The 13889-nt window shown below is 71.7% G+C and carries 13 protein-coding genes; 5 read left to right on the top strand and 8 right to left on the bottom strand.

The window, feature by feature from the left end:
* Positions 1 to 100: 100 nt before the first annotated feature.
* The 3 genes from ACFV20_RS17670 to ACFV20_RS17660 all read left to right on the top strand — a co-directional run bounded on the left by ACFV20_RS17670 (position 101) and on the right by ACFV20_RS17660 (position 2706).
* Entirely contained in the window at positions 101 to 1189 is a 1089-nt protein-coding gene (locus tag ACFV20_RS17670; RefSeq protein ID WP_385657557.1) for an ABC transporter ATP-binding protein, read from the top strand.
* Between the two features lie 218 nt (positions 1190 to 1407).
* Positions 1408 to 1857 (top strand): hypothetical protein, encoded by a 450-nt coding sequence (locus tag ACFV20_RS17665; protein ID WP_385657554.1) that lies wholly within the window; start codon positions 1408 to 1410, stop codon positions 1855 to 1857.
* 117 nt (positions 1858 to 1974) lie between these two features.
* A complete protein-coding gene (locus ACFV20_RS17660) occupies positions 1975 to 2706 on the top strand; it encodes an NDP-sugar synthase (RefSeq protein WP_385657551.1) in 732 nt (243 codons plus the stop codon).
* Between the two features lie 359 nt (positions 2707 to 3065).
* Here ACFV20_RS17660 and ACFV20_RS17655 read toward each other — a convergent pair whose 3' ends face one another.
* The 6 genes from ACFV20_RS17655 to ACFV20_RS17630 form a co-directional block, all read right to left on the bottom strand.
* Entirely contained in the window at positions 3066 to 4814 is a 1749-nt protein-coding gene (locus ACFV20_RS17655) for a DoxX family protein (RefSeq protein WP_385657548.1), read from the bottom strand.
* 128 nt (positions 4815 to 4942) lie between these two features.
* Positions 4943 to 5884 carry a 23S rRNA (guanosine(2251)-2'-O)-methyltransferase RlmB gene (rlmB, locus tag ACFV20_RS17650; RefSeq protein WP_385657545.1) on the bottom strand — a complete coding sequence of 314 codons (942 nt, stop codon included), beginning with the start codon at positions 5882 to 5884 and terminating at the stop codon, positions 4943 to 4945.
* Positions 5885 to 5991: 107 nt separating this feature from the next.
* Positions 5992 to 7389, bottom strand: a complete 1398-nt coding sequence (gene cysS / locus ACFV20_RS17645; RefSeq protein ID WP_385657542.1) for a cysteine--tRNA ligase — start codon at positions 7387 to 7389, stop codon at positions 5992 to 5994.
* 97 nt (positions 7390 to 7486) lie between these two features.
* A complete protein-coding gene (gene ispF, locus ACFV20_RS17640; protein ID WP_097217387.1) occupies positions 7487 to 7981 on the bottom strand; it encodes a 2-C-methyl-D-erythritol 2,4-cyclodiphosphate synthase in 495 nt (164 codons plus the stop codon).
* Positions 7971 to 8735, bottom strand: coding sequence for a 2-C-methyl-D-erythritol 4-phosphate cytidylyltransferase (ispD, locus tag ACFV20_RS17635; RefSeq protein ID WP_385657539.1), 765 nt, complete (start codon positions 8733 to 8735; stop codon positions 7971 to 7973). The genes ispF and ispD overlap by 11 nt, the downstream gene beginning before the upstream one ends.
* Positions 8736 to 9089: 354 nt before the next feature.
* Positions 9090 to 9572 carry a CarD family transcriptional regulator gene (locus ACFV20_RS17630; protein ID WP_355097881.1) on the bottom strand — a complete coding sequence of 161 codons (483 nt, stop codon included), beginning with the start codon at positions 9570 to 9572 and terminating at the stop codon, positions 9090 to 9092.
* 582 nt (positions 9573 to 10154) lie between these two features.
* Between ACFV20_RS17630 and ACFV20_RS17625 the strand changes: the two genes are divergently transcribed.
* Complete coding sequence (locus tag ACFV20_RS17625; RefSeq protein WP_385657536.1) at positions 10155 to 10829, top strand: DUF461 domain-containing protein; 675 nt, start codon at positions 10155 to 10157, stop codon at positions 10827 to 10829.
* A 72-nt stretch (positions 10830 to 10901) separates the two neighbouring features.
* Here ACFV20_RS17625 and ACFV20_RS17620 read toward each other — a convergent pair whose 3' ends face one another.
* Both ACFV20_RS17620 and ACFV20_RS17615 read right to left on the bottom strand, forming a co-directional pair.
* A complete protein-coding gene (locus tag ACFV20_RS17620) occupies positions 10902 to 11582 on the bottom strand; it encodes a response regulator transcription factor (protein ID WP_030243122.1) in 681 nt (226 codons plus the stop codon).
* On the bottom strand, positions 11579 to 12868 hold the full coding sequence (locus tag ACFV20_RS17615; RefSeq protein WP_385657533.1) for a sensor histidine kinase: 1290 nt from the start codon (positions 12866 to 12868) through the stop codon (positions 11579 to 11581). The genes ACFV20_RS17620 and ACFV20_RS17615 overlap by 4 nt, the downstream gene beginning before the upstream one ends.
* A gap of 245 nt (positions 12869 to 13113) precedes the next feature.
* Here ACFV20_RS17615 and phoU point away from each other — a divergent pair, with 245 nt between their 5' ends.
* Positions 13114 to 13815 carry a phosphate signaling complex protein PhoU gene (gene phoU / locus ACFV20_RS17610; RefSeq protein WP_385657531.1) on the top strand — a complete coding sequence of 234 codons (702 nt, stop codon included), beginning with the start codon at positions 13114 to 13116 and terminating at the stop codon, positions 13813 to 13815.
* Positions 13816 to 13889 lie beyond the last annotated feature (74 nt).

Here is a 13889-nt window from a genome sequence, read left to right as displayed (position 1 = left end):
CACACGCGTGGACTACACCACAACGGGATCACCGTCGTGGCACCGCCTTCCTACTCGGATCGTCCGGCACGTTCCTGCCGGTAGAAGGGGTTCATTCACCATGGCCACTGTGCAGTTCGACAAGGCGACCCGGATCTACCCGGGTTCCACCAAGCCCGCCGTCGACGCTCTGGAGATCGACATCGAGGACGGCGAGTTCCTCGTCCTCGTCGGCCCGTCCGGTTGCGGCAAGTCCACCTCGCTCCGCATGCTCGCGGGGCTCGAGGACGTCAACGCCGGCGCCATCCGCATCGGCGACCGCGACGTCACCCACCTGCCGCCCAAGGACCGGGACATCGCCATGGTGTTCCAGAACTACGCGCTCTACCCGCACATGACCGTCGCCGACAACATGGGCTTCGCGCTCAAGATCGCCGGCGTCAACAAGGCGGAGATCCGGCAGAAGGTCGAGGAGGCCGCGAAGATCCTCGACCTCACCGAGTACCTGGACCGCAAGCCGAAGGCCCTCTCCGGCGGTCAGCGCCAGCGTGTCGCGATGGGCCGCGCGATCGTCCGTGAGCCGCAGGTGTTCCTCATGGACGAGCCGCTGTCCAACCTGGACGCCAAGCTCCGCGTGTCCACCCGTACGCAGATCGCGAGCCTCCAGCGCCGCCTGGGCATCACCACCGTCTACGTCACCCACGACCAGGTCGAGGCCATGACGATGGGCGACCGCGTGGCGGTCCTCAAGGACGGTCTGCTCCAGCAGATCGACACCCCGCGCAACATGTACGACAAGCCCGCCAACCTCTTCGTGGCCGGCTTCATCGGCTCCCCCGCGATGAACCTCGTCGAGGTGCCGATCACCGACGGCGGCGTCAAGTTCGGCAAGTCCGTCGTGCCGGTGCAGCGCGACGCGATCGCCGCCGCGACCGACAAGACCGTCACCGTGGGCGTCCGCCCCGAGCACTTCGAGGTGGCCGGCGCCGACGCCGAGCTGGGCCTCGCGGTCACCGTCAACGTCGTCGAGGAGCTCGGCGCCGACGCCTACGTCTACGGCACCGCCAAGGTCGGCGACGAGTCCAAGGACCTCGTCGTCCGGGTCAGCGGCCGTGACGTCCCGGAGAAGGGCAGCCAGCTGCACGTCGTGCCCCGCTCCGGCGAGACCCACGTGTTCTCGACGTCGACCGGTGCGCGCCTGTCCGACTGATCAACCAGCGAGCGCACCACCCCGGGTGAATCACCCAGGTTGACGAGGAGGGCCCCGCAGCGCGCTGCGGGGCCCTTCACGTTGTCGACAAATACCCCGGCAGACCGGACGTTTCGAGCGTTGTGCGTCAACGCACTACCCGGAAAGTGGGACTCTCCCATCCCCCGAACCGGTGACTAAATGTCTACAAACCATTACCGGGCGCTACCCTCACACGCGTGAAGCACTCCATGAACCAACAGACGCGACGCGGCCGGGGCCCCGCCCGCCGGATCGGCCGCACCCTCGCTTTCGTCCTGCCCGTCGTCCTGGTGCTCTCCGGGACCCTCGCGGTCACCCGGGTCAACTGGTCGGGGAACTCCACGGACCCGGTGCTCACCGCCGCGGACACCTCCGTGGGCACCCCGCGGGCCGCCAAGCGCGCCCCCCAGGACGTCCTGCGCGACAAGCTGCTGACCGAGCTGCAGGAGGAGGACCCGGGCGTCGCCCTCACCCACCTCCAGCAGGCGGTGAACGGCCGCCCGACCCTGGCGAAGCACTGCGCGTCCATCGCCCGCGCCCTCGGCCAGGCCGCCGTCCGGGTCTACGGCCCGACGCGCGCGCAGTCCTACGCCCGCCCGGTCTGTGACACGGCCTTCGCCACCGGCGTCGCCGCCGCGCACAGCTGAGCGCGCCGCCCTGCCGGCGCACACCGCCCCGCCACCGTGCGGGACGTCCATCACGGCTGACGCAGGAACGCTCGTCAGCTGCTGCACCGGGCGGGACGCCACGTACAGTTCGTTCTCATGAGCGATCCGAGCGCCGCGTCCCGCCCCGTTCAAGCCGTCGTTCTGGCCGGTGGCCAGGGCTCCCGGCTGCGTCCGTACACCGACGACCGGCCCAAGCCGATGGTCGAGATCCCCGGGACGGGGACGCCGATCATCGGCCATCAGCTGTCCTGGCTCGCCGACGAGGGTGTGACGGACGTCGTGGTGTCCTGCGGTCATCTGGCCGAGGTGCTGCAGAAGTGGCTGGAGACGGCCGAGTTGCCCGTGTCCGTCACGACGGTCGTCGAGCGGGAGCCGCTCGGGCGCGGCGGCGGCCTCAAGTACGCCGCGGCTCACCTCCCGCACCCCGACCAGCCCTGGTACGCGACGAACGGCGACATCTGGACGCGGTTCTCGCTGCGGGACATGGCCGACTTCCACGCCGAGCGGGACGCCGTCGCGACGCTGGCGCTGGCGCGGCCCCGGCTGCCGTGGGGGGCGGTGCAGACCGACGGTTTCGGGCGCATCACCGACTTCATCGAGGCACCGCCGTCGACCTTCGAGATCAACGCCGGTGTGTACGTCTTCTCCCCCGAGTTCGCCGGGCTGCTGCCGCACCGGGGTGATCACGAGCGGACGACGTTCCCGCATCTGGCCCGTGAGCGGCGGCTGGCCGGGTTCACGATCCCGCAGGGGGCGTACTGGCGGGCCATCGACACCGCGAAGGATCTGACCGAGGCGGCGAAGGAGCTGGCCGCGCTGGGGCGTTGAGGCGCTGCCGGTCGCGCCGATCGGTGCGGGCCTGACCCCGTCGAGGAGGCGGTGCGGGCCTGACCCCGTCGAGGAGGCGGTGCGGGCCTGACCCCGTCGAGGAGGCGGTGTCGTCGGGGCGCGGCGCCGCGCGGTCGGCCGGTTGCCGCCCGTCGGTGGCCGACCGACCGTCGGCGGCCGACCGACCGTCGTGGCTCGTCGCACGTTCCCCGCGCCCCTGAGTCGGCTGCCTCCGAGTCGGCTGCCTCCGAGTCCGTTGCTTCGTGCAGCCGTTTCCCTTTGGCCCATGGGGCTGCTCCCCCGCACGAGAAGGCCCCGCATCCGTGGGATGCGGGGCCTTCCGGTGCGCCGGCCGAGGGCTAGCCCAGGAGGCCGCCCACCAGGCCCGGGCGGCCTGTGGAGTTGGAGCCTCCGTTGCCGGTGCCGCCGGTCGAGCCCGTGCCGCCCGTTGCCGTGCCGCCGCCGGACGTGGGGCCGGTCGTGGTGCTCGGGGCCTGGACGGCAGGGGAGGTCTGCTGGGGCGGTGCCTGGCCCGCGGTCCCCTGGGTCTGGCTGGGGGATCCGCCGGTGACGGTGCCGGTGTCGCGGGTGGCGTCGGGCCGGGTCGTGGTGCCCGCGCTGGGGCTCGCCGAGCCGGCCGTGGCGCCCTGGGTGGGCGAGGAGGAGGCCGACGGGGTCCGCTTCTCCTTGCGCTTGCCGGGCTCACCAGGGAGCGGGGAGCCGGGCAGCTCGTTGCGCGGGGCCTCGCCGGGACCCGGGACGACGACCCGGTCGGCGTCCCGCACGGCACCGCCGAGCAGCGAGCCGACGAGCAGGGTGATGCCGGTGACGATCGCGGTGACGAGGGCGCCGCGCCGCAGCACGTAGCGGCGCAGGTCCCAGATGTCGGTACGCGGGCCGAGCCGGCGCCAGGCGCTGCCCGCGAGGCGGCCGTCGACGGAGTAGACGGGGGCGCCGGCGATGATCAGCGGGGACCAGGCGGCGAGGTAGATGATGTCGGGGGTCTCGTAGGCCGGGACGCTCTTCCAGCTGACCGTCACCAGCAGCGCGGCCGACAGCAGGGCGCCCAGGCAGGCGGCGACGCGCTGCCAGCAGCCCAGCACCGTCAGGACGCCGACGATGACCTGTGCGAAGGCGATGACCAGGCCGGCGCCGACCGGGTGCTCCAGGGCGAACTGGCGCAGCGGCTCGGCCACTTCCCATGGGTGCAGGGTGTTGAGCCACTTGACCATGGAGCCGCGCTTGCCGCCTTCGAAGTAGACGGGGTCGCACAGCTTGCCCATGCCGGCGTAGATGGAGATGAAGCCGAGGAAGACGCGCAGCGGGAGCAGGACCACGCCGAGGTTCATCCGGCGGCCCGGGTAGTAGGCGTGCCGGGCCGGGTCGTCGCCGTGCCGCTTGCCCCGGCGCCCGGTGTCGTCCGCTTCGGTCGCGTGCTCCTCGAACTCGCCGTCCGCGTAGTCCGGTTCGCCGTAAGCCTGTTCGTCGTAGGCCTGTTCGTCGTAGGCGCTGCCGACGGTGCGCATGGGCGGCAGCAGCCGGGTGCCGTCGGCGGGCTCGTGGGTGCGCTGCGGGCCGACCACGGGCGTCTCGACGGTCTGGGCGAGATCGCCCTCGTAGCCGTCGCCCGGGTAGCCGTCGCCGCCCGCGTAGCCGTCGCCGCCGTAGCCCGCGCCCTGGTACCCGGGGGTGTCGTACCCGGGGCCCACGCGGGAGATGACCTGGGTGGCCCCGGCGTCGGCGGCGGGCTCGTCGGCGTGGCGGACGCTCTCGTGCCGCACGGCCTGCAGGAGCCGGTGTGCGCCGGTGTCGTCGGGGGCGGATCTGCCGCTCCAGACGACGGGTCGGCGGCGGGCGGTGGCCCCGTCCGCCCCTCCCCCCACCTGGGGGATGCGGGCGGTGTCCTCGGTGGCGGTCAGATGCCGAGCGACCCGGGGGGACTGGACGCGACGCGTCGATACGCCCAACTGCACGCGGAAACTCGCGTGATTGACGATGACCTGCGCCGGGTCGCTCGGCACCTTCACCATGCTCAGCGCGGGAGCGTCGTCGAGTCCCGACGAGCGGTCCCCCGTGGGTGTGCGGGGTGTTCTGGTGTCCACACTCATCTAACCGAGTGACGTCGCGTTAGGACACTGCTTTGACCCGCCGGATCTGTCCGGACCCCGTCAAGCTTGTCCTCGTCGCCCCGATGACACCGGAATTACCCCGTACAGGTGAAGTTCCGGACGCTTGTTCAGCTGCGTCGGCGGGCCGCCTCGTACAGCACGATCCCCGCCGCCACACCGGCGTTGAGCGACTCGGCGCCGCCCGGCATCGGGATCCGCACCCGGACGTCACAGGTCTCCCCGACCAGCCGGGACAGGCCCTTGCCCTCGCTGCCGACGACGATGACGAGCGGGCCGTCCAGCGCCGCCAGCTCACCGAGGTCCGCCTCACCGTCGGCGGCCAGGCCGACGACCGTGATGCCGGCCTTCTTGTACGCCTCCAGGGCCCGGGTCAGGTTGGTGGCGCGGGCGACGGGGGTACGGGCCGCCGTACCGGCGGACGTCTTCCAGGCGCCGGCCGTCATGCCGGCCGCGCGGCGCTCGGGGACCACGACGCCGTGACCGCCGAACGCGGAGACGGAGCGGACCACCGCGCCGAGGTTGCGCGGGTCGGTGACGCCGTCCAAGGCGACGATCAGCGGGTCCTCGCCGCTGTCGTAGGCGGCGGCCGCCAGGTCCTCGGGGTGCGCGTACTCGTACGGCGGGACCTGCAGGACCAGGCCCTGGTGGTTGAGGCCGTTGGTCATCCGGTCCAGCTCGGGACGCGGGGCCTCCATCAGGTTGATGCCGCCGCGCTCGGCGGCGACCTGGAGGGCCTCGCGCACCCGCTCGTCGTTGTCGATGAACTGCTGGACGTAGAGCGTGGAGGCGGGGACGCCCTCGCGCAGCGCCTCCAGGACCGGGTTGCGGCCGACGACCAGCTCGGACGTGCCCTTGCCGCCGCGGCCACGGGCCACGGGGCGGCGCACCGACTGCTTCGCCTTGGCGTTGGCGACGCGGTTCTTCTTGTGTCCCTTGCGCATCTCGGCGGGCGGGGTGGGGCCCTTGCCCTCGAGGCCCTTGCGCCGCTGGCCGCCACTGCCGACCTGCGCGCCCTTCTTGCCGGACATGCGGCGGTTGTTGGCTGCCATGACCTACCTGTCTCTGCTGTCGCCGTGAGGCGGTGAAGTGCGTACGTCTATGAAGTGTGCCGCCCGGGGGCCCGGGCGGCACAATCGATCTTCCGGCCGCGGCCGGGCTAGCGCGGGCCGAGGGTCCAGCGCGGGCCCTGCGGGCTGTCCTCGATGACCAGGCCGGACTGGCCGAGCTGGTCGCGGATGGCGTCGGCGGTGGGCCAGTCCTTGCGGGCCCGGGCGGCCTCGCGCTGGTCGAGGACCATGCGCACGAGCGTGTCGACCACGCCGTGCAGGTCCTGGCCGCGGTCGCCCTCCCCGGCCCACTGCGGGTCCAGCGGGTCGAGGCCGAGCACGCCGAGCATCGCGCGGACCTCGGCGAGCCGGGCCACGGCCGCTTCCTTGTCGTCGGCGGCCAGCGCGCTGTTGCCCTGCCGGACCGTGGTGTGCACGACGGCGAGGGCCTGCGGCACGCCCAGGTCGTCGTCCATGGCCTCGGCGAAGGCCAGCGGCACCTCGGCGGCGGGCTCGACGACGCCGGCCTTCTCCACCACGCGCTGCACGAAGCCCTCGATCCGCGCGAACGCCGACTCGGCCTCGCGCAGCGCCTCCTCGCTGTACTCGATCATCGAGCGGTAGTGCGGGGTGCCGAGGTAGTAGCGCAGCACGATGGGCCGCCAGCGCTTGACCATCTCGCTGACCAGGACCGAGTTGCCGAGCGACTTGGACATCTTCTCGCCGCTCATGGTGACCCAGGCGTTGTGCACCCAGTACCGGGCGAACTCGTCGCCGTAGGCCTTGGCCTGGGCGATCTCGTTCTCGTGGTGCGGGAAGATCAGGTCCAGGCCGCCGCCGTGGATGTCGAAGGCGGAGCCGAGGTACTTGTGCGCCATGGCCGAGCACTCCAGGTGCCAGCCGGGCCGGCCGCGTCCCCACGGCGTCTCCCAGTCGGGCTCGCCGGGCTTGGTGGCCTTCCACATGGCGAAGTCGCGCGGGTCGCGCTTGCCGGTGATGCCCTCCTCGGCGGGCTGCCGCATCTCGTCGAGGTCCTGCCGGGACAGCTCCAGGTAGGAGGGCCAGGAGCGGACGTCGAAGTAGACGCTGCCGTCGGCCTCGTAGGCGTGGCCGCGCTCGATGAGGCCGCGCATCATCTCGACCATCTCGGTGATGTGGCCGGTGGCCCGCGGCTCGTAGGTGGGCGGCAGGCATCCGAGCACGGTGTAGCCGTCGTTGAAGGCGCGCTCGTTCTCGTAGCCGATGGCCCACCAGGGGCGGTTCTGGTCGGCCGACTTCGCGATGATCTTGTCGTCGATGTCCGTCACGTTCCGCACGAACGTGACGTCGTAGCCGCGGTACTCGAACCAGCGGCGCATGATGTCGAAGTTCAGCCCGGAGCGGATGTGCCCGATGTGCGGGGCCGCCTGCACGGTGGCACCACACAGGTAGATCGAGACACAACCCGGCCGGAGCGGGGAGAAGTCACGGATCTGCCGGGCGCTGGTGTCGTACAGGCGAATAGTCACCACTCCAGGGTAGTGGGCCCCGGGGAGTGCCTCAGGACCTTCACCCCGGGACGCACACATTCGTGACACAGGCGACGGGCAGGCCCGGCGCCCGCCCTCAGCCGGTGCGCACCACCAGGGCCGTGGCCACCGCCATCAGCCCTTCCTCCCGGCCGGGGAAGCCCAGCCCGTCCGTCGTCGCGCCCGACACCGACACCGGTGCTCCGGCCGCCTCCGACAGCAGCTTCTGCGCCTCGTCCCGGCGCTTGCCGATCTTCGGGCGGGGACCCACCACCTGTACGGCGATGTTGCCGATGCGGAATCCGGCCTCGCGCACGATGCGCGCGGCCTCCGTCAGGAGCGTGACCCCGGAGGCACCGGACCACTCGGGCCGGCCCGTGCCGAAGTGCTGCCCGAGGTCGCCGAGACCCGCGGCGGAGAACAGGGCGTTGCAGGCGGCGTGCGCGACGACGTCCGCGTCGGAGTGCCCGGCCAGGCCCGGGCCCGCGTCCTCCCACTTCAGGCCGGCGCACCACAGCTCGCGGCCCTCCTCGAAGGCGTGGATGTCGGTGCCGATGCCGACCTGGGGCAGTACGGGCTGGTCAGAAGCCATCGTTGAGCCTCCTGCGGGCCAGGACCGCCTCCGCGAGGACCAGGTCCAGGGGGCGGGTCACCTTGAAGGCCTCCTCGTGGCCGGGGACGGCCACGACCGTGAGGCCGAGCCGCTCGACCATGCCGGCGTCGTCGGTGACCTCGCCGGTCACCGTCTCGTGCGCCCTGACCAGGGTGGTCCGGTCGAAGCCCTGCGGGGTCTGGACCGCCCGCAGCAGGGCGCGCTCGGGCGTGGCGACGACCGGCTCCGGCTCGCCGGGGGTGCCGGCGGGTTCGACCTGCTTGACGGTGTCGGCGAGCGGCAGCGCCGGCACCACGGCCGGGGCGCCGTCCCGGACGGCCTCGATCACGGCGTCGACGGTGTCCACCGGCACCAGCGGCCGGGCCGCGTCGTGGACGAGCACGATGTCGTGGCCGGGCGGCAGCGCGTCGAGGCCGAGCTTCACGGACTCCTGGCGGGTCTGCCCGCCCGGGACGACCAGGAAGTCCGTCCGCTCGGGCAGGGCGTGCGCGTCGAGCAGCGAGCGGACCTCGGCGGCGCCGTCGGGCGGGGCCACGACGACGACCGTGGCGACGGCGCGGGAGGCGGCCATCGCGCGGACGGCGTGGATCAGCATGGGGGTGCCGCCGAGCGCGCGGAGCGCCTTGGGGGCGCCCGGGCCCAGCCGGACGCCGCGGCCGGCGGCGGGAATCACGGCCGCCGTACGGGCCGTGGAGGGTCCGGCGGACGGCGAGGGACGCGAATCGTCAGACATGGTTCCTGTCAGGTTTGTGTGCTGGCCCGGCGTGGGTATGGCCTGGAGGAGTGCCGGGCGCGACGCGCTCGACCGGACCCTTCCGTGACGCCGGTCGAGCCCGCTGCCCGGGACCCCGAACACCGGGGCGTGAGTGATAACACATCTCGGAGTGACGGCGCATCGGCTTCGGAGTACGAACATGCCGCAGCGCCCGGCGACAAGTATTTCGTCATCGGGCACCGCGGCATTTCGATGTGCTGGCGCGCGCTCGGCCGGCCTCGGCTGATCAGCCTCGACCAGCAGCCTTGATCAGCGGCTTCGGCCTGCGCAGAGCGCTGCGCGACAGGACTCGCTTCGGGAGGCGGCTTCGCCTCAGGAGGCGAGCACCTCGTCGAGCAGGGCTTCGGCCTTGTCCTCGTTGGTGTTCTCCGCGAGGGCGAGCTCGCTCACCAGAATCTGGCGGGCCTTGGCGAGCATGCGCTTCTCACCGGCGGACAGTCCGCGCTCGCGCTCACGACGCCACAGGTCACGCACCACTTCCGCGACCTTGATGACATCGCCCGAGGCGAGCTTCTCCAGGTTTGCCTTGTATCGACGGGACCAGTTCGTGGGCTCCTCGGCGTACGCCGCGCGCAGCACCTCGAAGACCCGGTCCAGCCCGTCCTGACCGACCACATCACGCACGCCGACGAACTCCGCATTGTCCGCTGGCACACGTACCGTCAGGTCGCCCTGGGCGACCTTCAGCACCAAGTAGGTCTTGTCCACGCCTTTGATCTGGCGAGTTTCGATGGCCTCGATCAGCGCGGCCCCGTGATGGGGATAGACCACGGTGTCGCCAACCTTGAACGTCATGTGACAGGTACCCCTTCCGTGGCTATCCAGGGTAACACGGAAACTGCGGGTACTGAATGGCGTTTTCGCAGGTCAGGGCATATCTCGGGGCTTGACAACTCCGACAGGAACGTGCTTCGGACAGGGATCGGAAGAAGGTATTCGCAGGTGGGAGCGGCTCTTCGGGGCGAGTGAAACGCGTACGCTACACGCATCCGGAGCATCCTCCAGAAGGCCGAACATCCCCATATGTCCGGTTCCGTATGATCGACTTCCGCTACTCCGTTCGGCGGCCCCGGCCGGGTTCACGTCGAATCCGGAATTGATCACCGGGCGTCCTGCCGAGCCTGCGGTGATCAATTCCGAGGCCGCCCGCGCATTCCTTCACGGAACATTTGCGGTGCCGCGCGGGTCTCTTATGTGAATGCCGGACGACGGCCACGCCAATGTGACACGGGAGTCACATGAGACTCAGGTGGGATCAGCGGTGCCGGGGGGTCGGGTGCGGCCGGACGAGGGCGGCTCGGTAACCTAAGGCCCGCTGACAGACACTTAGGGCGGCTTTATCGGCCGCTCCGCTCGAGTCAAGGAGTTGCCGCCGCCGTGAGCAGCAGCCTTCGACGCGGTGCCCTCGCCGCCGTCGTCACCGCGTTCTCGATCGCCTCGCTCGCCGCGTGCGGCGCCGGCAACGACGCCCAGACGCTGGAGATCAAGCCGGACAACGCGGCGACGAGCGTCGGCGACATCAAGGTCCAGAACGCGATCGTGATCACGCAGCCCGACCTCGAGTCGACCGGCCCGGCCGCGATCTCCGCCACCCTCTTCAACTCGGGCCGCAGCGCCGAGACGCTGGAGTCCATCACCCTGCCCGGCACCGGCAAGACCGCCGAGCTCAAGCCCGCCAAGGGCGGCAGCCTCAGCATCCCGGCCGGCGGCTCGCTGATCCTGGGCGGCAAGGACAACGCCACGGCGATGCTGCCGAGCAGCCGTGAGGCCGTGCAGGACGGCAACGCCCAGAAGGTCACCTTCACCTTCAGCAAGACGGGTGCCGTGAGCCTGCAGGCCTTCGTCGTCCCCGCCGAGCACTACTTCAAGGAGTGGGGCCCCACCGAGGTCCCGGCCGCGCCGGGCGCCTCGACGTCCCCGTCGGGTTCGCCGTCCGGTTCCCCCGCCGAGGGCGAGTCGGGTGCGCCGGAGAGCCCCGCGGCCGGTGAGACGCCGGGCGGCCACGCGTCCGGCACGCCGAGCGACGCGGCCTCGGCGAGCGCCGGTCACTGAGCAGACGCGACCAGGGCGGGCCCCCTCCGAGGAGGGGGCCCGCCCTTCGTGCTGCTGTCGCCGTCCGCCGGCCTACGGCTCGAACTTGTAGCCGAGGCCGCGGACCGTCACCAGGTAGCGCGGGGCGCCCGGGTCCGGCTCGATCTTGGCCCGCAGCCGCTTGACGTGGACGTCGAGGGTCTTGGTGTCACCGACGTAGTCGGCGCCCCAGACGCGGTCGATGAGCTGCATGCGGGTCAGCACCCGGCCGGCGTTGCGCAGCAGCATCTCCAGCAGGTCGAACTCCTTCAGCGGCAGATCGATCTTGGTGCCGCCGACGGTGACCACGTGCCGGTCGACGTCCATGCGGACCGGGCCGGCCTCGAGAGCCGCCGGGGTGACCTCCTCGGGCTCGCCGCGGCGGCGCAGCACGGCACGGATCCGCGCGACCAGCTCGCGCGAGGAGAACGGCTTGGTGACGTAGTCGTCGGCTCCTATCTCCAGCCCGACGACCTTGTCGATCTCACTGTCCTTGGCGGTCACCATGATGACGGGGACGTTGGAGCGGCCGCGCAGCTGGCGGCACACCTCCGTGCCCGGCAGGCCGGGCAGCATCAGGTCGAGCAGGACGAGGTCGGCGCCGTTGCGCTCGAACTCGTCGAGTCCGTCGGGCCCGGTGGTCGCGACGGCGACCTCGAAGCCCTCCTTGCGGAGCATGTACGACAGGGCGTCGGAGAAGGACTCCTCGTCCTCGACGACGAGCACTCGGGTCACGGAAGGACCTCCGGGGCGGGAAGCGTTTCGTACGCGGCTGATTCGGGGGATGTGGGGGTGGACCGCCCGGCCTCCTCGTCGAGGCCCGCGCCTCCTGCGCGCGTCTGACGGGCGGGCTGCTGAGACGCGCCGCGGGCCGCACCGGCCTCCGGCAGGCGCAGGGTGAAGGTGGAGCCCTGGCCTTCGGCGCTCCAGACGGTGACCTCCCCGCCGTGCGAGGCGGCCACGTGCTTGACGATGGCCAGCCCCAGTCCCGTGCCGCCGGTGGCACGGGAGCGGGCCGGGTCGACGCGGTAGAAGCGCTCGAAGATGCGCTCCTTGTCCTTGTCGGAGATGCCGATGCCCTGGTCGGTGACGGCGATCTCGATGTGGTCCCCGCCTGGGGCGTTCACGCTGCGGGCGGCTATGCCGACGCGGGTGCGGGCGGGCGAGTAGTTGACCGCGTTCTCGACGAGGTTGCCGAGGGCGGCGGCGAGCTGGCCGCGGTTTCCCCACACGCGCAGGTCGGCGGTTCCCCCCGAGGCCATGGTGATCTGTTTGGCGCCGGCCTGGTGCCGGCAGCGGTCGATGGCCTCGGCGACGAGCTCGTCGACGCGGACCGGCTCGGCGTCCTCCAGCGGGTCGTCGTTCTGCACGCGGGAGAGGTCGATGAGCTCCTGCACCAGGCTGGTGAGCCGGGTGGCCTCGATCTGCATACGCCCCGCGAACCGCTGCACGGCCTCGGGGTCGTCGGAGGCGTCCATCACCGCCTCGGAGAGCAGCGAGAGGGCGCCGACCGGCGTCTTCAGCTCATGGCTCACGTTGGCGACGAAGTCGCGCCGGACCGCCTCGATGCGGCGGGCCTCGGTCAGGTCCTCCACCAGCAGCAGCACCAGCCGGGAGCCGAGCGGCGCGACCCGCGCGGAGACGGCCAGGGCCTCTCCGCGTCCGGTGCCGCGCCGGGGCAGGTCCAGCTCGACCTGGCGTATCTCGCCGTCCCGCCGGGTGTCCCGGGCCATCTGCAGCATCGGCTCGACGGCGAGCTTGCCGCCGCGGACCAGGCCGAGGGCGTACGCCGCCGAGCTGGCCTTGACCACGGCGTCCGCCTCGTCGAGGACGACGGCGGACGACCTGAGGACCGACAGGACCGTGTCCACGCCGGGCGGGAGCACCGCGTCGGTGTGCAGGGAGCTACGGGTGGGGCGCTTCTGCTCGCGCTCACTCCAGCGGAACGCGAGCATGGCGATGACGCCGGTGAGCACCCCGGCGATCGCTGCCGCTGCGGCGACCGCCGCGTTCACGTCCATGCACCCAGGTTAGGCATGGCTCGGCCACCCTCCACAGCCGTCGGGCTGCGAGCTCGAACACTCGTCGCCCAGAGTTCACCTTGGAGCCAGTATTGGTTCATTTGGGATGCCGGAAACGGACGCGTACGGGGCGGAACGTGGGAGCGTGGGGTTCGGACCGCCGGTCATACGACGGTCGTACCGCCGGTTGTCCGGTGGGCCCCGGCCCTTGGACCCCCGACTGAAACGCACGAGAGGGAAGCCTGATGCGGGACGCGTACCACGAGGAACTGGACTCGATCGGCGACGGTCTGGTGGAGATGGCCCGGCTGGTCGGGTCGGCGATCGGGCGCGCCACGACCGCCATGCTCGACTCCGACCTGAAGCTCGCCGAGAACGTCATCGAGGCCGACCAGCGGGTCGACGAGCTCCAGCACGAGCTGGAGGCCCGGGCCATAGCCCTGCTGGCGCGGCAGCAGCCGGTGGCGACGGACCTGCGCATCGTCGTGACGTCGCTGCGCATGTCGGCCGACCTGGAGCGCTCGGGCGACCTCGCCCAGCACGTGGCGAAGCTCGCGCGCCTGCGCTACCCGGACCGCGCCGTCCCGAGCGACCTGCACGCCACGATCCTGGAGATGGGCCAGCTCGCGCAGCGCCTGATGGCGAAGGCCGCGGAGGTGATCATCACCAAGGACGTCGATCTGGCGCTCCAGCTGGAGCAGGACGACGACGAGATGGACCTGCTGCACCGCACCCTCTTCCAGCACCTGATGGACGACCGCTGGAAGCACGGCATCGAGACGGCCGTGGACGTCACGCTGCTCGGCCGCTACTACGAGCGGTTCGCCGACCACGCGGTCTCGGTCGCCAAGCGCGTGGTGTACCTGGTGACGGGTGAGCACGCCGACGAGCTCCAGGCGGACGTGCAGCCGGAGATCCAGGCGGTGTCGGGGGCGGAGAGCGCCTGACGGGCCCGGCCCGGGCGGTCGGGGCGCGTGGGCGCCTCAATGCGCCGTTGATGCGCCCAGCCGGACGGGCATCC

Source organism: Streptomyces sp. NPDC059696 (assembly GCF_042733745.1).
Classification (GTDB): domain Bacteria; phylum Actinomycetota; class Actinomycetes; order Streptomycetales; family Streptomycetaceae; genus Streptomyces.
Note: the sequence above shows the minus strand (reverse complement) of the source record. Positions and strands in the feature narration are given on the sequence as shown.

What these genes read in the sequence shown, in the direction of transcription:
- ACFV20_RS17670 (WP_385657557.1), top strand. Translation starts at nt 101, where the DNA reads ATGGCCACTGTGCAGTTCGACAAGGCGACCCGGATCTACCCGGGTTCC.
- ACFV20_RS17660 (WP_385657551.1), top strand. Translation starts at nt 1,975, where the DNA reads ATGAGCGATCCGAGCGCCGCGTCCCGCCCCGTTCAAGCCGTCGTTCTG.
- ACFV20_RS17655 (WP_385657548.1), bottom strand. Translation starts at nt 4,814, where the DNA reads ATGAGTGTGGACACCAGAACACCCCGCACACCCACGGGGGACCGCTCG.
- rlmB (WP_385657545.1), bottom strand. Translation starts at nt 5,884, where the DNA reads ATGGCAGCCAACAACCGCCGCATGTCCGGCAAGAAGGGCGCGCAGGTC.
- ispF (WP_097217387.1), bottom strand. Translation starts at nt 7,981, where the DNA reads ATGGCTTCTGACCAGCCCGTACTGCCCCAGGTCGGCATCGGCACCGAC.
- ispD (WP_385657539.1), bottom strand. Translation starts at nt 8,735, where the DNA reads ATGTCTGACGATTCGCGTCCCTCGCCGTCCGCCGGACCCTCCACGGCC.
- ACFV20_RS17630 (WP_355097881.1), bottom strand. Translation starts at nt 9,572, where the DNA reads ATGACGTTCAAGGTTGGCGACACCGTGGTCTATCCCCATCACGGGGCC.
- ACFV20_RS17615 (WP_385657533.1), bottom strand. Translation starts at nt 12,868, where the DNA reads ATGGACGTGAACGCGGCGGTCGCCGCAGCGGCAGCGATCGCCGGGGTG.
- phoU (WP_385657531.1), top strand. Translation starts at nt 13,114, where the DNA reads ATGCGGGACGCGTACCACGAGGAACTGGACTCGATCGGCGACGGTCTG.